Raw genomic sequence first — 17,621 nt, 5'->3', positions numbered from 1 at the left:
CGGGGCGCCCGGTTCGCAGAGGCTTCGGCGTCCCGCGTCCGTGCGCCTGCTCACCGCCGGGAGGGCCCGGCGCGGGGCGCCCTCGGGGGCCCGCGCCCCAGGGCCGGTGCCGACCACCGGGAACGCCCGGCTCAAGGCAGCTCCGGCGTCCCGCACCCGTGCGCCCGCGCCGAGCGTCGCGCGAACTCCTTCAGCGCCGCCCGCTCGTACGCCAGGTCGGCCGCGGACGTCTTCGGCTCGCGCCGCTCGCCGCGCGCGTCGTAGTCGTCATCCTCCGTCGCGTCGCTCGGCCGCACCGTGAACAGCGCGGGACCCGAGCCGTCCCGGCAGACCGCACTCGTCCACCGGCCGCCGCCCGCCAGGCGGCCCTCGGGGGCGTTGCCGGGGCCAGGCGTGTCGGAGTACCGGCCGTGGCGCTCCTCGTGGGCGAGGCGTTGGGACCGCGCGTACGGGCCGTAGTACGCGACGAGGTGGTGGCGGCGCGTCCTGTCCGGGCTGTTGACGGCCGGCGTACCCACGCGTCCGCCGGAGACGACACACACCTCGAGAGGCCCGCCCGCGCGCTCGCTCTCCCAGGCCCGTGTCGACCGTCCGCCCCGGTCGGGCAGCCCGCGGCAGGTGCCGGACGCGTCGGCGAGCGGCACGTCCTCGTCGGCGTTGACCGGAAGCGGCACCGTACGCGGCGGTTCGCCCAGCGGGGCGTCGCAGCCCCACGCACCCGAGGCCTCGGCGGCCGTCGCCGTGGCGATCCGCGCGTAGGCGCCGCGCCGGTCCGGGTCGTCGAGGGTGGTGTCCTCCTCCTTCGCGCGGACCGTGACGAGCAGGCCGCCGCCGTCGCGGGCGCAGTCCAGGAGGACCGAGACGACGGCCGTGTCCTCACGGGCCGGCGCCGCGAACACGCCGTCCGTGCCGAAGAGGCCGTGCCAGCCGTGGCCGAGAGGCGCGGACGGCAGCTCGACGGAGACCATCGGGTACAACGGACCGTAGGCGCGCGAAGCGTCCTCGGAACGGCCGGTGGACAGGTCGTCCCCCTCGCGCTCCGGCACGCTCTGCACGGTCACGTCGACCGACGCGTCGTGCGTCGGATGCCCCGCGTTGTGCTCGGTGGCGCGGCCGACGGTGCACGACACCTGCCGGATCCTGCCCGGGTCGCCCTCCTCAGCCCCTTCACCCCCTTCGGCCCCCTCCGTCTCCCGGAAGTCCGAGTTGCCGGGCCCGCTCCTGAACGGCCCGTCGCCCAGCACGGCCCGCAGCTCCGCCGAGGGCAGCACGCCCCGGCACGCCTCGTCGAGCACCTGCCGCGCCACCCGGCGCTCGTGCGGGCCGCCCCACCAGTAGTAGCCGCCCGCGAGCAGCGCCAGGGCGACGAGCGCCGCGCAGGACGACAGCAGCACGCGTCCCGGCCGTCCTGTCGGTGTCCGCCACGTCACTCGTCCCACGGTGTCACCTCTCCCATGACCTTCGTGCCCCGGCAGTGCGCGCGCCGCGGCCAGCCGTCGGGCGCCGCCAGATAGCGGTCGAGGACGGCCCGCGCCTGCCGCGACACCTTCCGTCGGTCCTTCGGCTCCAGAACGGCCTTGCCTTCTTCCGGCCCGAACCGGAAGTCCAGCTCGGGCGTCACCGTGACGCGGTGGTAGGTCGGCCCCGCCACGCACCGGGACCGCGCCCACAGGGCGATCCGCGGATCGTCGCCGGACTCCGTGACCGTCACGGGCTTCTCGGCGGTGCCCGCTGCCGGTGCCTCGGGGCCGGGAACCTCCGCGCCGTCCTGGTGGCGGTCGTACGCGCCGCCCGCGAGGACGCCCGACCAGCTCTCCGTGGACACCGCCTTGACCGTCATCTCCTGGGGCGAGCCGAGGGTGTCGTCCCACGCCCCGCCGCACGTGCCGGTGCGCCTGCTGTACGTCTTCGCGTTCTCGCGGAACGTCCAGCGGCCCCGGGACAGGTGCAGCGCCTTGGGCGAGAGCCACGCGCAGAGGTCGCGGTCCCGCCGCTCCGCGCCGGCCGCCGCGGGCTCGGTGGCGAGGGGCTCGTTGCCGCAACCCTGTTTCTTCGTCACCCAGTTGGCGACCTCGGCCGCCGTACGGGACGCGAGGAGCCGGTCGGCCTTCGGGACGTCGTACTCGTCGGCCCGCGACGGCAGCTCCACCGACACGAGCAGGTCCCGCGCCGGGCGGACCCGCCCGGTCAGTCCCTTCGGGCAGTCCACGAGCAGCGAGGCCGTCACCGCGCTGCCGCTCAGCCGGTCGGCGCTCCCCACCGCCCCTGACGCGCTCTCGGGCAGCGGCAGTCCGAAGTCCCCGACGACCTCGTCGGGGCCGGTGCGGGTCAGCACCGCCTCGGCCCGCACCTTCACCCGCGCGTCCGGTTCCCAGCCCGCACCCCGGTCACCCCACGTCAGCGTGCAGTCGAGGAGCGCGCGGCTCTCCTGCCGGGGCCGCAGCATCGTGCCGAACTCCACCAGCGTGCCGGGCTCGTCGTCGGGCAGGAAGGAGCGCAGCCCGGTGGGCAGCCGCCCCGCGCAGGCCCGCGTCAGCTGGTCCTGGTTGGCCGCGAGCAGGTCCTCGCGCTCCGCGTCCCGCGACACCGCGAACCAGGTCACCGACGACGCGACGAGCATCGCCACCGCCAGCGTGCCCAGCAGCCATGAACGCCGTCGCCATCCGCGCGGCGCGCCCGTAACCGGCATGGCGCTCCCCTTCCCCCGTGCACCGCACCATGATCGCAGTGGACGCTATCAATCCGCCCGGACCACGGCGGCCGTGGCCCCTTGTCGCCGGTGGGGCCGTCTGCTTGACTCCGCTCGCCGAACGCCCACGGAACGCCCCGCACGTCACCGTTGGAGGCCGCCATGGAGATGACCCGCAGACGCCTGCTGTCCGCCCTGTCGGCCGCCGGTCTCCTGGCGGTGGTCCCGGTGGGCCGGGCGGACGCCGCCACCGCCGCGGCGGACCGCACCCGGCTGCTCGCCAACACCGTGGCCGTGTTCGCGGGGACCGCCGAGTCCAACGCGCGCCCCGAGACGGCCGCGAAGCTCGCCGCCGTCGAGCGGACCGCGCGGGCGAACCTGACGGCGATGGACGGGGCGGGCGAGGGAGAGCTCTTCGCGGGGCTGGTGCTCGGCACCGACGAGGCCAACCTGAACACCGCCTACCGCAGGCTGTACGAGATCGCCCTCGCCACCCGCGCACCGGGCCTCCCCGCGGACCTGCACGGCAGCACCGCCGTCCGGCGCCGGGTGATCGACGGCCTGGTGTGGCTGTACGAGCGTTACTACGGGGACCAGTCCAAGGGCTACTACGGCAACTGGTTCCACTGGGAGATCGGGATCTCCCAGCACCTCAGCAAGACCCTCGTCCTGCTCGCCGACGACGTGGCCGTGTACCGGCCCGGGCTGGTCGCCACCCAGGTGGCCGCCATGGACGCCTACCTGCGCAACGGCACCGGCGGCGACGTGGACCTCGACTCGCGCTTCCACACCGGCGCCAACCTCGCCGACATCACCACCAACCGGATCCTGCAGGGCGCCCTCCTGGGCGAGCCGGGCGAGGACCGGATCCGCAAGGCCCTCACCGACCAGCTGACGGTGTTCGTCACCATCGACCCGTACCACCTCAACCACCGGGTGACGGACGGCCACTACGCGGACGGCTCGTTCATCCAGCACGCCTCCGTCGCGTACACCGGCTCGTACGGAAAGGGCCTGCTCACCCGCGTCGTGCAGACCCTCAAGATCCTCGACGGCACGGGGTTCGCACACGGCGAGGAGCTGGTGCCGACCGTGTACGGCTGGGTGAAGAACGGGTTCGCCCCGCTGATCTTCGAAGGCTGGATGATGGAGATCGTCAAGGGCCGCGCCGTGTCACGCCCGGACTCCGGCTACACCGACGTGGCGGTGGTCGTCGAGGCCGTCGTCGACCTCTCCTCGCTCGCGGCGGGCGCCGGTGCCACGGCCCGGCGGAGCGCGGCCCTGAAGAGCTACGTCAAGCACATCAGGGCCACCTCGCGCGCCGCCCCGGACCCGTCCCGGTTCGTCTCGCCGGTCAGCGTCGTGCGGTACGCCGACATCGTCGCCGACACCACCGTCCCGCCCGCCGACCTCAACCCCGCGGAGCGCAGCGTCGCGTTCAACGCCATGGACCGGACCGTGCACCGCAGACCGGGCTACGCCTTCGCGCTCGCCCGGAGTTCGGACCGGATCAGCAAGTACGAGTACATGAGCGGCGAGAACCTCATGCCGTGGTTCCAGGGCGACGGCGCCTACTACCTCTACCTCTCCGGGCAGGACCAGACGCGGGCGTACGGCGTCGACTACTACACGACGGTCGCGCCCCAGGGCCTGGCGGGTGTCACCGCTCCCGTCGAACAACGGCGCACGGTACCGGAGTTGTACGGCAAGCCGTACTACGACAACCCCGGCCACCCCCTCCACTTCACCTCGTCGTCCGAGTCGCAGAACACGTACGTCTACTTCCCGCGCGGCACCACCCCGTACTCGGGCGGCGCGGTCCTCGGGGCGTACGGCGCGGCCGGGATGGTGCAGTCGGACGACGTGGCGTACCGGGACCGGGCGCTGCTGCCCGAGGACTTCGTGGTGTACCGCAACGCGACGGCGACGAAGTCGTGGTTCCTGCTCGACGACGAGATCGTGGTGCTCGCCGCGCAGGTGGGCGACGCGGCGGGGCGGGCCGTCACCACGACCGTCGACGCCCGCACCTCCGCGGCTGACGACCGGATCACGCTCACCGGCGCGCGCGGGGACGGCCGCCCCTGGACCGGCCCCGGCACCGCCGACCTGCGCTGGCTGCGCTACGCGAACGCCACGCAGCACACCGCCGTCGGCTATCTCTTCCTCGACGCGCCGCGCGTGCGGGTCACCCTGGACGAGGTGACCCGCAGCCGCCGGGCGGTGCGCACCGCCAACCCCGATACCCAGGTGACCCGTTCGGTGCTCGGCGTCACCCTGGACGGGGTCGCGGGCGCCCGGCCTGCCAGCCTCGCCTACGCGCTGGTGCCGAACGCCGACGAGGACCGGCTGCGCGCCCACCGCCATGGGCCGCTGAAGGTCCTCGCCAACTCCCGTCATCTGCAAGCCGTCGCCCACACCGGCCTCGACCTGACGGCGGCCAACGCGTTCACGCCGGGGCGGCACGGCGTCGCCGGCCTGCGCCTGGACGGCCCCGCCTCGGTCATCGTGCGCCGCGGGGGCCGCCGCGGCACGACCGTGTCCGTCGCGGTGTCCGACCCGACCATGGGCCGGGACGCCGTGACGCTCCTGCTCCGCGGCCGCCCGCTGCGGAAGATCACCGCGGACCCGGAGGTACGGGTGAGCGGGGCACCCGGCGGCACGCGCGTCGAGGTCGACACCCACCACGCGTACGGCAGGAGCTTCACCGTGACGCTCGGCGAGTGAGGCACCCGCCCTGCGCGTGCAGCTGAGAGCCCGTCAGCCGTCGTCCACGCTGATGGCCTGCACCGGGCATGCCCGCGCGGCCTCCCGCACCAGGGGGTCCCCGCCGCCGTCCTGACGCCCGGGCAGCACCTCGCTGAGGCCGTCGTCGTCCTGGGTGAAGATGCCCGGCGCGGTGAGCGCGCACATGCCGGCGCCCACGCACCGGTCCTTCTCGACGTGAATCACCGTCTGTTCCATGCCTGAACTCCTACCAGGTGACGGGGAGTTCGAGCATCCCCTGGATCGTGTCGCCCGGCTTGAACGGGATGTCCTCGGCGGGCGCCGCAAGGCGCAGCCCCGGCAGCCGCTCGAAGAGGGTGCCCAGGGCGATCTCCATCTCGGCCCGGGCGAGGTTCTGGCCCAGGCACTGGTGGATGCCGAAGCCGAAGGCGAGATGATGCCGGTCGGGCCGGTGCCAGTCCAGCTCCTCCGGTCCCTGGAAGGCGCTGTCGTCGCGGTTGATGAGCGCGGTGGAGAAGACGACGCCGTCGTCGACGCGGATGGTGCCCGCCGAGGTCTCGATGTCCTCCTTGGCGACCCGCAGCAGCCCGTCCGCGATGGACAGGAAGCGCAGCAGCTCCTCGACGGCGGCCGGCAGCAGCGGCGGCTCCGCACGCAGCCCGGCCCGCAGTTCGGCGAGCCGGTCGGGGTGCTGGAGCAGCGTGAACGTACCCAGCGAGATCATGTTCGCCGTGGTCTCGTGCCCGGCGATCAGCAGGATCGTGGCCAGCCTGACCAGTTCCTCCCGGTCCACCGCGCCCGATTCGAGCTGCCGCTGGATCAGCTCGTCCAGGAGTCCGTCGCCCGGGTTGGCGCGCTTGTGGTCGATCAACGCGTAGAAGTACGCGTCGAGTTCGTCCCGCGCCCGCTGGGTGTCCTCGGCGGCGGGGCCGCGCAGCAGCCGCCTCGACTTCTCCTCGAAGAACTCGTGGTCGGCGTAGGGCACGCCGAGCAGCGCGCAGATCACCATGGAGGGGACGGGCAGCGCGAACGCGTTCACCAGCTCGGCCGTCGGCCCTCGTTCGATCATGGCGTCCAGGAGGCCGTCGACGGTCTCCTGGATCTTGGGGCGCAGGGCCGCGATGCGTTTGACGGAGAAGCTGGGGATGAGCATCCGGCGCTGGGTGTTGTGCTCCGGGTCGTCCACGCCGAGGAGGGCGACGCGGCGGTCGCGGAGCTGGGCGAACCGCTCGGTCGGCGCGGGGAAGGCGTCGTTCTCGCGGTCGGCGGAGAGCCGTGGGTCGATGAGCAGCTCACGCGCCGCCTGCCGCCCGGTGACCAGCCACACGGAGCGGCCGTCGAAGAGGCTGACGCGGGAGAACGGCGGGTCCTCCCGCAGCGGCGCGTACGCGGTGGGCGGGTGGTACGGGCACGTGCGGTCCTGGGGGAAGGAGATGGATTCGGTCGGCGTCTTCGTCGTCGGCATCGTCGGCGTCGGTGTTGCATCCGTCATGGAAGCACCTCACAAGCGCAGTTCGTCCCTGATCCGTCCCTATTGGATTGCTCAGGCAACTAATTCGTCCACGACAAGACCGGCCACATCGCGTGTAGGCCACATCTGTCTGGAACGGATCCCTCCGCTCAACCTGTCCGCGTCCGCGGCGCCCGGGTCCGTTGCATCCGGCTATCACCACGGTTCACGTCCGGCGGCCATGTCGCCGGCGGCACAGGTCGGTCACCTCCCCGCCCGGCAGGCCCTGTTGACGGCCGTCGCGGAGCGGATTCCGGCCGACTGCGAAGAGCGCGGCCCGCCGTGGCCGAGGAGGCCTCCACCGGCTTGAACGTGGCGCACCGGCGTGCGCGAGAGCCGCGGGAGGGGCATCCGGGGGTGGTGGGACTGGCCGAACAGGTGCTGGACACGGCCGGCTTCGGAGTCGTCGACTCCGCTCGGCAACCGCATCGTGCCCCCCGCCGCAGGCAAGGCGCGTGCGGGCCGGCCCCGCGAACGCCACCGGGGTCCCCCGTGGGACGCCGCGACCGCCGTGCGGCGGACCGGCCCGCGTACCGCCGTGCGAAGATCCAGGGCGACCGCGCGGCCACTGTGGAGGATGAGAATGTTCGCGATATCCCTGGGTGACGGCGCCGAACTGCGCCCGCTGGAGCCATGGCAGGCCGAGGAGTTCCTCGCACACATGGACCGGGGCCGCGCCTACATCGGCCGCTACGTCGGACTCCCCGACCTCACCGCCGACCTCGCATCCGCACGCGCCTGGCTCCAGGTGTACGCCGAGAAGGCGGCGGCCGACACCGGCCGGCTGTACGGCATCCGACTGGAGGGCCGCCTCGTCGGCGGCGTCCTCCTGCGCGCCTTCGACGCGACGGCCGGCACCTGCGAGGCGGGCTGCTGGCTGGAGCCCGCGGCATCCGGGCGCGGCCTGGTCACCCGCGCGGTGCGCGCCGTCCTGGACTGGGCGGTCGAGGTCCGCGGCATCCACCGGGTGGAGTGGCTGGTGGCCCCCGAGAACACGCCGAGCGTCAACGTCGCCCGGCGGCTCGGCATGACCCGCGAAGGCCTGCTGCGGGAGGACGACCCCTACCGGGGCGTCCGGCAGGACACCGAGGTCTGGTCGGTACTCGCCCCCGAGTGGCGCGCCGCGCGCGCCGCCCGCTGAACCACGAGAACGAGGCCGACGCCCCGATGGACCCCCACTCCGACCCCCTCTCCCCACCCACACCCGCCGTCGCCCGGGAATTCGGCGACCCCCGCCTGGCCGCGCTCTACGACGTGCTGGACCCCGACCGCGGCGACCTCGACGCCTACCTCGCCATGGCGCGGGAGTTCGGCGCGCGCCGGGTCCTCGACATCGGCTGCGGCACCGGCGTGTTCGCCCTGCTCCTCGCCGCGCGCGGCATCGACGTCGTCGGCGTCGATCCGGCGGGAGCGTCCCTCGACGTGGCCCGTGCGAAGCCGGGTGCCGAACAGGTCCGCTGGCTGCACGGCGACGCGACGCGGCTGCCGCCCCTGGCGGTCGACCTCGCGACGATGACGGCGAACGCCGCCCAGGAGATCACCGATCCAGACGCGTGGCGGCGGACCCTGCGCGGCGCCCGCGAAGCGCTGCGGCCCGGCGGGCGCCTGGTCTTCGAGACCCGGGACCCGGCCCGCCGCGCCTGGGAGGACTGGAACCGCGAGGCCTCACAAGGCGTGACGCGGATCCCCGGCGTCGGCGCGGTCGAGACCTGGGTCGAGGTCACCGGGACCGACGGCCCGCTGGTGTCGTTCCGCTGGACCTACGTCTTCGCCGCGGACGGCACGGTACTGACGTCCGACTCCACGCTGCGCTTCCGTGAACGCGCGGAGACGGAAACGGAGTTGGTCGCGCAGGGATTCCTCCTGGAATCGGTCCGCGACGCACCGGACCGCCCGGGCCGCGAGCTGGTGTTCGTGGCACGACGACCGGGCGGGGACCTGCCCTGACGGTGGACCTGCCCTGATGGCGGTACGGGCCCCCGTGCCGGTGCCGCCCCTTCAGCTGCTGCCGAGGTCGGCGTAGAGGGCCACCTGGACGCCTAGTCCCACGAGCGCCGCGCTCTCCACCAGGGAGACCGTCAGGAGCGGCCACGTGAGATGGCCGTGGATCCAGAAGACGGTGAGCGCGGCCAGCGGGCTGACACAGAAGGCCAGCAGGTCCACGGCGAGCTGGAGTCGCTTGCGGGCTCCGCGCCGCCGGTCCCCGCGATGGGCCGCCTCCCAGCCGAAGACACCGCCGCTCTCGCCCACCGCGTCGGCGAGGCGGGGGCTCAGCGTGGTGCGGATGTACTGCCCGATGGCCGAGATCTTCTCGTCGTTCACCAGATAGGTCCAGCCGAGCAGCACGGACAGGGGTGGCAGGAGGAGCAGCAGGGCCGTGCGGCCGGGGGAGGGGATCGTGGCGGCGACGACGGCGGCGGTCGCGGCCAGCATCGCGTAGATGAGGTTGTCCCGGAGCGTGATGCGGCTCTTCTGCTCCGCCTTCAGCTGCTCGTACTCCACGAGCAGCACACGCCCCGAGGTCACCTCCTCCGGATCCGCCATCCCCTTCCCTTCTTCCTCGGCCTTCCTCGGCCCGTCCTCCTCGGCCGTTCTCCCCCGGTCCCCTTCGCCGGTGACGGCCGCGCGGGGCGGCGGCCGATCACGTGAGGTGACGCAGCAGCGAGCTGAAGACGTACGCCGCGTTCCTGGCGGCGACGGCGTGGTGGCTGTCGTCCTTGTCCGAGTCCGCCGCGTCGGAGATGCCGCGGACCACGAGCCAGGCCCGCGCGGCGCCGGTCCCGCCGGTGGACGCGTGGACGGCCGTCGCCAGCCCCGCGCCCTCCGTCTCCACGGCGAGGATCTTCTCGTTGTACTCGCGCAGGTAGCGGCGCTCGTCGGCGCCCACGTGCGCGAGGACCGCCTCGCCGGAACCGACAAGCCCGCGCAGGGCGCGGTGGCCGGGCGACTCGGGCAGGTCCCAGGGCTCGTCGTGGGAGGTGAAGAAGCTGTTGATGCCGTGCTGGACCTCCGCCGTGACGGGGTGGCTGCGGCCGCGCCGCAGGATCCCGAGCGGAGTCACCTTGCGCGGCTCGTAGTGGACGACCTCCTGTGCGACGACGACGTCGCCCAAGTGCACGTCCGGATGGATGGAGCCGCCGATCCCCACCAGGGCCACCAGCCGCGGGGCGTACTCCCTGCGCAGCTGGTCGACCGCGCTGCCGGCGAAGTGCTGGCCCGGGAGCAGCGCCTGTGTGACGGAGACGCGAACGGTCCGGGAGCCCTCCGCGCGCGTGAACTCGTGGAAGACGGCCCCTTCTCCGGTGCGTGCCTCGACGTGGGTGCCCCAGGCCGAGAGCGTGCCGATCACCGCACGGGTCTCCACGGTGAGCACCGTGACCACTCCGGCGTCCCAGGTCTGTTCCTTCGCCGGAGGGCCCCCGGCCCGGGCCGGTGTCGCCACGGCTTCCGCCGCTGCGGCCGGTCCGGCGCCGAGCGTCACACGGGTGTGCTCGCCCATGGCGACGCCACTGACATTCACGTGCCCCGGTCCGGTGACGATGATCCCGTTGTTGCGCATCGGGGATTTCTCCTCGGCTCACTTGGAGACGCTGGTTTCGTGGCCCATCGCCGTATCCGTGACGTCGATGCTGCCGGAACCCGTGTTGATGATCCCGTTGTTGAGAATCGCGGTGGCCCGCTGCCGGAACTCGGTGGTGTCGACGCCGTGTTCCCTGAGGAACTCCCCGACGGTGGCCAGCAGGCGACGTTCGATGACCTTGGAATGCTTGGCGACGTCGAACGTCTGGAAATAGCTCTCGTCCGCCTCGATCGAGGCCATTTCCCGTGCGCTGATCGCGGCGCCGATGTCGAATCCGCGTTTGAGGCCCGCCGCCGTCGAGTCGGCCCCGCGCAGCGCCCCGAAGAGCAGGGCGGCGGAGGCCGGCAGCCGGAACGGTGCCAGGGCGGCCGACGGCAGGCGCCTCAGGTTGGTGAAGGCGGCCCGGAGCACCGCCATGCGGCCCGTGCCGCCCACGATGTCGACCACGTGGTACTCCAGCCGGGTCGGCGCGAGCCCGCAGATGGTGAACTCGATGTAGAGCGTGCGCCCTTGGAGGGACACGTGGACGAAGATGGTCGTCACCAGGTCGCCGCCCCACGACTCGACCCGGCAGGTCAGATGGTGCCGGGCGGTCTCCGTGGGACTGTCGAGCATGCGCCGCACCAGGTCGGGCCCCGGCACCGCGGTCAGCTCCCGCGCGTAACCCTGGGCGTACCGTCCCTCCACGAACAGGGAGTCGTTCACCACGAGGCCGGGCAGCCGGGTCTCGGGGTCCTCCTCCGTGCCCAACGCGGTGATGGCGCGCCGCAGTTCCTCCACGAGTTCCCAGGTCGGGAAGGGCTTCTTCGCGAACTCCACGTCCTTCTCGCCGTCGATCCCCTTGGTCTCCACCAGGCGTTGCGCGAACGACCAGGTGCTCAGCCGCCTGCCGCTGCCCACGAAGGGTTCGGTTCCGGAGTACACGACCATCGGATGCCGCTGCTGACCGTCGATGACCGACAGCCGCCGACTGGTCCGCAGCGGCCGGTTCATCTCCAGGTTCCCGCGCAGCCGGTTCAGGGCGAGCTGGCGCTGGACTCCCGTCGCCGAGAGGACGGCACAGAGCAGCGCCGCGATCGCGGCGGCCGTCAGCACTCCGCGCACCCCGTCGGCCGTGACCAGGACGACGAGAGCGAGGAACGTCGCGGGCAGCGCCACGTACAGCCCGTTCCGCAGCGACGTGGCGGACGGCTCGGGACGGGCCTCCTCCTCGTCGGCGGCCTCTGCGCCGGTGCCGGTGCACAGGCCGGGCCATCGGCTCGACAGGCGTGCGGCCAGCAGCGCCAAAATCGCGAGGTCGGCCAGTACGGTCGCCGCGAAGAACGCGGCGGCGGGCCGCGTGACGAAGGCGGCGCAGAGCACCGCGAGGACCAGGGCGTCCTCGACCGCCGCCAGCCACCAGGCGCGCCAGGCGTGCGCGAGAACGGGAACGAGGTCGTAGCCGTAGGACGGAGCGGCGCGGCGACGGCGCGCGTTGTAGACGTGACGGATGACATCCGTGCGATACCGGGGATCCACATAGACGCCCGCGCACAAGCGTCGGGTAGCGGCCCGGTCCTGTTTTCCCCAGATCCCCAAAGGTGTCTCGGGCATTGCCATGAGTCCCCCATTGCGCTCCCGATGGTGACCCCCCGAGCGGGAACGTGGCAGGGAGCGTAGCCACCGCGATTTCACGGCGACAGCTCAATGCCGGTCGTTCCGACGGCAGGTGTCGCAGGGCCAGAGGGACAGAAGGCCACGCATGCGGTGCACGCCGCGCCATCCGGCTCGACGGGACCGGTCCGCGCTCCCGGCCGGGTGGCCGGATGGAGACGCGCGGGTACGCCGACGGGATCGACGCCATTGATGCCCTTGACGCCGTCGACGCCGTCTGCACGGTCACTGCCGCCTGGGCGTCGGGCGGGCGCGGCGCGGCACCGGGAGAAAAACCGGTGGTGTTCCGTGCGGGGGTGTCGCTAGGCTCTGGGGTGTTCCCAGGCGGCCGTCCGGCCGTCCGGTTCGGAGCAGGACCTGGAGGTGTTGACCGATGGCTGTCGTTGCGACGGGCGCTGCCCGCATCCGGAAGTTCATCAAGTCCACCTCCGTGGCCTCCGGCTGACCTGACTCTCTCCGCGCCGACACGACGCGCGGCGCCGGGGCCACCCCTGTGAAGGGTTCCCCTTGTCTTCCTCCTCTCTTCCGCTCTCCTCCTTCTCGGGCTTCCCGGGCGCTTCTTCGTCCGATCCGCATCCCCTCGCCGCTTACGGCTGGGACGCGGACTGGGAGGCCGAGTTCGCCCCGTACGCCGCACAGGGCCTGGTGCCCGGACGTGTCGTGCGGGTCGACCGAGGCCAGTGCGACGTCGTCACCGCCGACGGCATGGTGCGGGCCGACACCGAGTTCGTCACCCCGCGCGATCCGCTGAAGGTCGTGTGCACCGGCGACTGGGTCGCCGTGGACGCGGACGGCGGCGATCCGCGCTACGTCCAGACGTATCTGCCCCGGCGTACGTCCTTCGTGCGCTCCACCTCGTCCAAGCGGTCCGAGGGCCAGATCCTCGCCGCCAACGTCGACCACTCGATCATCGCGGTGTCGCTCGCCGCCGAGCTCGACCTCGCGCGGATCGAGCGGTTCCTCGCGCTCGGGTGGGAGTCCGGCGGCCGGCCCGTCATCGTGCTCTCCAAGGCCGACCTCGTCCCGGACGCCGCCACGCTCGGCCACCTCGTCGAGGACGTGGAGACCGCGGCGCCCGGCGTGCAGGTGCTGCCGGTCAGCTCCACGACCGGGGAGGGCGTCGACGTCCTCGCCGCCGTCGTCTCCGGCGGTACGTCGGTGCTGCTCGGCCAGTCCGGCGCGGGCAAGTCGACCCTGGCCAACGCGCTCGCCGGGGCCGACGTCATGGAGGTCCGGGCCATTCGTGACGTCGACGGCAAGGGCCGGCACACCACGACCACCCGCAACCTCATCCCGCTGCCCGGCGGCGGGGTGCTCATCGACACCCCGGGGCTGCGCGGGGTGGGCCTGTGGGACGCCGAGACCGGCGTCGGACAGGTCTTCTCCGAGATCGAGGAGCTGGCCGCCGACTGCCGGTTCCACGACTGCGCCCACGCGGCCGAGCCCGGCTGCGCCGTGCTCGCCGCCGTCGAGGACGGCACGCTGCCCGAACGCCGCCTCGACAGCTACCGCAAGCTGATCCGCGAGAACCAGCGCATCGTCGCCAAGACGGACGCGCGGGCCCGCGCGGAGATGCGCAGGCAGTGGCGGCTGCGGGGCGCGGAGGGGCGGGCGGCCATGGAGGCCAAGCGGGGGCGCCTGCGCTGAGCTTGGACCGCGTGCTCGTGGGCCCTCGCCTTCCGGCCGGGCCTGAGCCGATGGGGACTTTCTGACGCGTGGGGAGCTGCGAGGCCGTTTCGGCGGGGCGCGCAGTTCCCCGCGCCCCTCAAGATGAGCAGTTCCCCACGCCCCAAGAGTGCGCAGTTCCCCGCGCCCCCCAAAAAAAGGCGTGCGGGCCTCCGCGCCCCCACCGGCCGGGCGAGCGTCGTGTCCGAAATCCGCCAGCCGCGGCGGTGCCGGCGTTCGACAATGGTGGTGTGATCGATGAAGAGACCAGGTACGAGGCCGTGCGCAGCAGGGACGCCCGCTTCGACGGAGAGTTCTTCTTCGCCGTCGAGACGACCGGCATCTACTGCCGGCCCAGCTGCCCCGCCGTCACCCCCAAGCGGCAGAACGTCCGCTACTACACCACCGCGGCCGCCGCCCAGACCTCCGGCTTCCGCGCCTGCCGCCGCTGCCGTCCGGACGCCGTCCCCGGCTCCGCCGACTGGAACGTGCGCGCCGACGTGGTGGGCCGTGCCATGCGCATGATCGGCGACGGCGTCGTCGACCGCGAGGGCGTCCCGGGGCTCGCCGTGCGCCTGGGCTACAGCGCCCGGCAGGTGCAGCGCCAGCTCACCGCCGAGCTCGGCGCCGGACCCGTCGCCCTGGCGCGGGCGCAGCGCGCCCACACCGCCCGGGTGCTGCTGCAGACCACGGACCTGCCGATCACCGAGATCGCCTTCGCCGCGGGGTTCGCCAGCGTCCGGCAGTTCAACGACACCATCAAGGCGGTGTACGCGCTCACCCCGACCGCCCTGCGCGACGCCGCCCCCCAGCGCGGCACGGCCCGGGCCACCCCCGCCGCCGGCATCCCGCTGCGCCTCGCCCACCGCGGGCCCTACCGCGCCGACGCCGTCTTCGACCTGCTCGCCGACGAGGTGGTCACGGGCATCGAGGAGGTCACCGGCGAGCGCGGCACCCGCACCTTCCGGCGCACGCTCCGGCTGCCGTACGGCACGGGCATCGTCGCCGTCGAGGAGGCGCACCACGACTCGACGACGGCACCCGGCGGCGGATCCGGCACCGAGGCCATGCACCGCGGCGGCTGGCTGGACGCCCGGCTGCACCTGACCGACCTGCGCGACCTCACGACCGCCGTGCAGCGCCTGCGCCGCCTCTTCGACCTGGACGCCGACCCGTACGCCGTCGACGACCGGCTCGGCGCCGATCCCCGGCTCGCCCCGCTCGTCGCCGCCCGGCCCGGCCTCCGGTCGCCCGGCGCCGCCGACCCCGACGAGTTCGCGGTGCGCGCGCTGGTCGGACGCGAGGGCGCCGAACGGCTCGTGGCGCGGCACGGCAAGGTCCTGGACGCCGCGTGCGGCAGCCTCACCCATGTCTTCCCCGCACCGGCCGAGCTGACCGGCGAGCCCGGTGCGGCGGGCGCGCTGGCCGGGGCGCTCGCCGAGGGCTCCCTGCGCCTGGACGCGGGCGCGGACCGCGACGACGCCGAGGCGGCGCTCCTCGCCCTGCCCGGCATGTCCGCGCGGACCGCCGCGCTCATCCGGATGCGGTCCCTGGGCGACCCCGACGTGGCCCTGCCCGGCGAGGGCGAGGATGAGGGCGAGTCCGGATCGACCACGGACGCCTGGCGGCCGTGGCGCTCCTACGCCCTGCGCCACCTGTCCCTGGCCCGGCCCGGGGGAGTCGGGGCCCGCTCCTGAGAGGTCGTTCGATCCCTCGTTCCCTCCCTGGATGCGGCTTCGGCGGGCTTGTGTCGGGTCTCGCCAGGAGATGGTGTTTTCCCCGGTGAGGCGGCGGGTCATGAGGCTGCCGACGGCGATTGCCCACCCCGCGCCCGGGGGTGGGACAGACCTGCTTACCTTGCCTCCTGCCTCCTGCCTCCTCACCTGAAAGGTGCCGATATGGCGTTGGGCGCATCAGGTGCTGGGGGAGATCACTTCGTCAGGGCTTCTCAGGCGTCCTGGCCAGGGCCGCGACCAGCGCTGCAAGGAGCAGGACGCCCGCCGACCACCAGGCCGCGACGGTGAAGCCGTGCACCGTACCCTCCTCCAGGCCACGGCTCCGGGACGGGTGGGCGTCGATGTAGCGGGTGGTGGCGGACGACGCGATCGTGTTCAACAGGACGGTGCCCAGGGAGCCGCCGATCTGCTGGAAGGTGGAGACGGTCGCGGACGTCACTCCGGCGTCCTGCGGGGCGACCCCGGCGGTCGCCGTCGCGTAGACCGGCATGAACGTCAGTCCCATGCCCAGGCCGAGCAGCACCAGAGCGGGCAGCACCCCGGTGGTGTAGGCGGAGTTCACACTCAGGCGGGTCAGGAGCAGCATGCCGATGGCCGCGAGGAGCATGCCGGGGGCCATCAGGTTGCGGGGGGCGGTGTGGGGCAGGAGACGGGCGGCGATCTGTGTCGCGCCGACGACGATCGTGACGGACATCGGCAGGAACGCCAGTCCGGTCCGTAGGGGTGAGTAGCCGAGGACGGCCTGGAGGTAGTAGGTCAGGAACAGGAAGGCACCGAACATGGCGATGGTGGCCAGGCCCATCGTCACGAGCGCCGCCGCACGGGTTCTGTCCCTGACGATGTGCAGCGGCAGCATCGGATGCTTGGCGCGGGACTGCCACCACACGAAGACGGCGAGCAGGACCACACCGGCCGCGAACAGGGTCAGGACCAACGGGTCGGCCCAGCCTGCGGATTCGGCGTCGCTGGAGCCGTACACGATCGCCACGAGCCCGCCGGAGGCGAGCAGCGCGCCGGGGACGTCGAGGCGCACCCCGCGCCGGCCGGGGCTGTCCTTGAGGAGGGCCAGCGCGCCGCCGAGGGCGGCCAGCGCGATGGGGACGTTGACGTACAGGCACCAGCGCCAGGTCGCGTACTCGGTGAGCAGGCCACCCACCAGCAGCCCGATGGCGCTGCCGCCCCCGGCGAGCGCACCGTAGATCCCGAACGCTCTGCCGCGCTCGGCGGGGTCGGTGAACGTCGTCGTCAGCAGTGACAGTGCGGAGGGGGCCAGGACGGCGGCGCAGGCCCCTTGCAGGGCCCGCGCCGTGAACAGCGCCCCGGGGCCGTCGGCCGCGCCGCCGAGCGCGGAGGCGGCGGCGAATCCGACCAGGCCGATCATGAAGGTGCGTTTGCGGCCGAGCAGGTCGGCGATCCGGCCGCCGAGGAGGAGCAGGCCGCCGAAGGCCAGGGAGTATGCCGTGATCACCCACTGCCGGTTCGCATCCGACATGCCCAGTCCGTTCTGGACGGAGGGCAGGGCGATGTTCACGATCGTGCCGTCGAGAATCACCATGAGCTGGGCGCCTGCGACAACGGCGAGGGCCCACCACCGCTTCGGATCGGGCGACTCGGCCGCGTTCGCGGTGGTGTGGGGGACCGGCGTGGGCACGGTGTCCCCGGGGGAGGACTGCTGGGTCAAGGCGATCACATTCTGTGTCGGAGGTGCAGGAGCAGACGCGCGGTCCTACACCCCCGGGACGCGACACGAGGGATCGCGAGAGCAGCGAACACCACCATGAGGTGCCGCAAAAAGAAGGGGGGAGAGTCCTACCGCGCGCCGAACGGGGGCACACGGCCGGGGGCAACTATGGCCGCAACACTCGTTGTCCAGTTCCAGTCCATGTTTCCCACCTCCTCCCGGCCGGGCACGCGGAACGCATCGACGCCGAACGCGCCGACTGCTGCGGCAGGGACCCCACCGCACATGACCTCCGACAGACTAGGTCAGCCGGCCGGGGACGCCAACGGATTTACCCAGCGCCTGAGTACGGGCTCCTCACGCTTCGAAAACCAAAGAACGCG

The 17,621-nt window shown here is 73.0% G+C and carries 13 protein-coding genes; 5 read left to right on the top strand and 8 right to left on the bottom strand.

Annotation, left to right across the window (positions count from 1 at the left end; all coding sequences use genetic code 11):
* Positions 1 to 131 precede the first annotated feature (131 nt).
* Both ACZ592_RS16100 and ACZ592_RS16095 read right to left on the bottom strand, forming a co-directional pair.
* On the bottom strand, positions 132 to 1,439 hold the full coding sequence (locus tag ACZ592_RS16100; RefSeq protein WP_471582165.1) for a hypothetical protein: 1,308 nt from the start codon (positions 1,437 to 1,439) through the stop codon (positions 132 to 134).
* A complete protein-coding gene (locus ACZ592_RS16095; RefSeq protein ID WP_471582164.1) occupies positions 1,427 to 2,689 on the bottom strand; it encodes a hypothetical protein in 1,263 nt (420 codons plus the stop codon). The genes ACZ592_RS16100 and ACZ592_RS16095 overlap by 13 nt, the downstream gene beginning before the upstream one ends.
* 162 nt (positions 2,690 to 2,851) lie before the next feature.
* Between ACZ592_RS16095 and ACZ592_RS16090 the strand changes: the two genes are divergently transcribed.
* Complete coding sequence (locus ACZ592_RS16090) at positions 2,852 to 5,413, top strand: polysaccharide lyase family 8 super-sandwich domain-containing protein (RefSeq protein ID WP_471582163.1); 2,562 nt, start codon at positions 2,852 to 2,854, stop codon at positions 5,411 to 5,413.
* A 33-nt stretch (positions 5,414 to 5,446) separates the two neighbouring features.
* Here the strand turns inward: ACZ592_RS16090 and ACZ592_RS16085 are convergent, their stop codons facing one another.
* Together ACZ592_RS16085 and ACZ592_RS16080 are read right to left on the bottom strand one after the other, a co-directional pair.
* Positions 5,447 to 5,650 (bottom strand): ferredoxin, encoded by a 204-nt coding sequence (locus ACZ592_RS16085; protein WP_471582162.1) that lies wholly within the window; start codon positions 5,648 to 5,650, stop codon positions 5,447 to 5,449.
* A gap of 10 nt (positions 5,651 to 5,660) precedes the next feature.
* Complete coding sequence (locus tag ACZ592_RS16080; protein WP_471582161.1) at positions 5,661 to 6,905, bottom strand: cytochrome P450; 1,245 nt, start codon at positions 6,903 to 6,905, stop codon at positions 5,661 to 5,663.
* A gap of 601 nt (positions 6,906 to 7,506) precedes the next feature.
* Between ACZ592_RS16080 and ACZ592_RS16075 the strand changes: the two genes are divergently transcribed.
* Both ACZ592_RS16075 and ACZ592_RS16070 read left to right on the top strand, forming a co-directional pair.
* Positions 7,507 to 8,064 carry a GNAT family N-acetyltransferase gene (locus ACZ592_RS16075; protein ID WP_471582160.1) on the top strand — a complete coding sequence of 186 codons (558 nt, stop codon included), beginning with the start codon at positions 7,507 to 7,509 and terminating at the stop codon, positions 8,062 to 8,064.
* Between the two features lie 26 nt (positions 8,065 to 8,090).
* On the top strand, positions 8,091 to 8,870 hold the full coding sequence (locus ACZ592_RS16070; protein WP_471582461.1) for a class I SAM-dependent methyltransferase: 780 nt from the start codon (positions 8,091 to 8,093) through the stop codon (positions 8,868 to 8,870).
* A 51-nt stretch (positions 8,871 to 8,921) separates the two neighbouring features.
* Here ACZ592_RS16070 and ACZ592_RS16065 read toward each other — a convergent pair whose 3' ends face one another.
* The 3 genes from ACZ592_RS16065 to ACZ592_RS16055 form a co-directional block, all read right to left on the bottom strand.
* On the bottom strand, positions 8,922 to 9,467 hold the full coding sequence (locus tag ACZ592_RS16065; protein ID WP_471582159.1) for a hypothetical protein: 546 nt from the start codon (positions 9,465 to 9,467) through the stop codon (positions 8,922 to 8,924).
* A 97-nt stretch (positions 9,468 to 9,564) separates the two neighbouring features.
* Positions 9,565 to 10,482 (bottom strand): 5'-methylthioadenosine/S-adenosylhomocysteine nucleosidase family protein, encoded by a 918-nt coding sequence (locus ACZ592_RS16060; protein ID WP_471582158.1) that lies wholly within the window; start codon positions 10,480 to 10,482, stop codon positions 9,565 to 9,567.
* Positions 10,483 to 10,500: 18 nt separating this feature from the next.
* On the bottom strand, positions 10,501 to 12,021 hold the full coding sequence (locus tag ACZ592_RS16055; RefSeq protein WP_471582157.1) for a hypothetical protein: 1,521 nt from the start codon (positions 12,019 to 12,021) through the stop codon (positions 10,501 to 10,503).
* 642 nt (positions 12,022 to 12,663) lie between these two features.
* On the opposite strand from ACZ592_RS16055, the gene rsgA reads away from it, so the two are divergent.
* Together rsgA and ACZ592_RS16045 are read left to right on the top strand one after the other, a co-directional pair.
* On the top strand, positions 12,664 to 13,803 hold the full coding sequence (gene rsgA, locus ACZ592_RS16050; RefSeq protein ID WP_471582156.1) for a ribosome small subunit-dependent GTPase A: 1,140 nt from the start codon (positions 12,664 to 12,666) through the stop codon (positions 13,801 to 13,803).
* Between the two features lie 272 nt (positions 13,804 to 14,075).
* The gene (locus ACZ592_RS16045; RefSeq protein WP_471582460.1) at positions 14,076 to 15,518 is read left to right on the top strand and encodes a DNA-3-methyladenine glycosylase 2 family protein; all 1,443 of its coding nucleotides are present in this window, start codon (positions 14,076 to 14,078) and stop codon (positions 15,516 to 15,518) included.
* 241 nt (positions 15,519 to 15,759) lie between these two features.
* On the opposite strand, the gene ACZ592_RS16040 is transcribed toward ACZ592_RS16045, so the two are convergent.
* Positions 15,760 to 17,238: an MFS transporter gene (locus ACZ592_RS16040; RefSeq protein WP_471582155.1), complete on the bottom strand. Its 1,479-nt coding sequence runs from the start codon at positions 17,236 to 17,238 to the stop codon at positions 15,760 to 15,762.
* Between the last annotated feature and the right edge of the window lie 383 nt (positions 17,239 to 17,621).

It is taken from the genome of Streptomyces sp. NPDC040622 (assembly GCF_055593965.1).
The sequence above is the reverse complement of the archived record's forward strand: the minus strand, read 5'-3'. Positions and strand labels throughout refer to the sequence as shown.

Bases quoted from the DNA above. Each gene is read 5' to 3' on its own strand.
- ACZ592_RS16075 (WP_471582160.1), top strand. From the start codon at position 7,507: ATGTTCGCGATATCCCTGGGTGACGGCGCCGAACTGCGCCCGCTGGAG.
- ACZ592_RS16080 (WP_471582161.1), bottom strand. From the start codon at position 6,905: ATGACGGATGCAACACCGACGCCGACGATGCCGACGACGAAGACGCCG.
- ACZ592_RS16085 (WP_471582162.1), bottom strand. From the start codon at position 5,650: ATGGAACAGACGGTGATTCACGTCGAGAAGGACCGGTGCGTGGGCGCC.
- ACZ592_RS16090 (WP_471582163.1), top strand. From the start codon at position 2,852: ATGGAGATGACCCGCAGACGCCTGCTGTCCGCCCTGTCGGCCGCCGGT.
- ACZ592_RS16065 (WP_471582159.1), bottom strand. From the start codon at position 9,467: ATGGCGGATCCGGAGGAGGTGACCTCGGGGCGTGTGCTGCTCGTGGAG.
- ACZ592_RS16095 (WP_471582164.1), bottom strand. From the start codon at position 2,689: ATGCCGGTTACGGGCGCGCCGCGCGGATGGCGACGGCGTTCATGGCTG.
- ACZ592_RS16060 (WP_471582158.1), bottom strand. From the start codon at position 10,482: ATGCGCAACAACGGGATCATCGTCACCGGACCGGGGCACGTGAATGTC.
- ACZ592_RS16070 (WP_471582461.1), top strand. From the start codon at position 8,091: ATGGACCCCCACTCCGACCCCCTCTCCCCACCCACACCCGCCGTCGCC.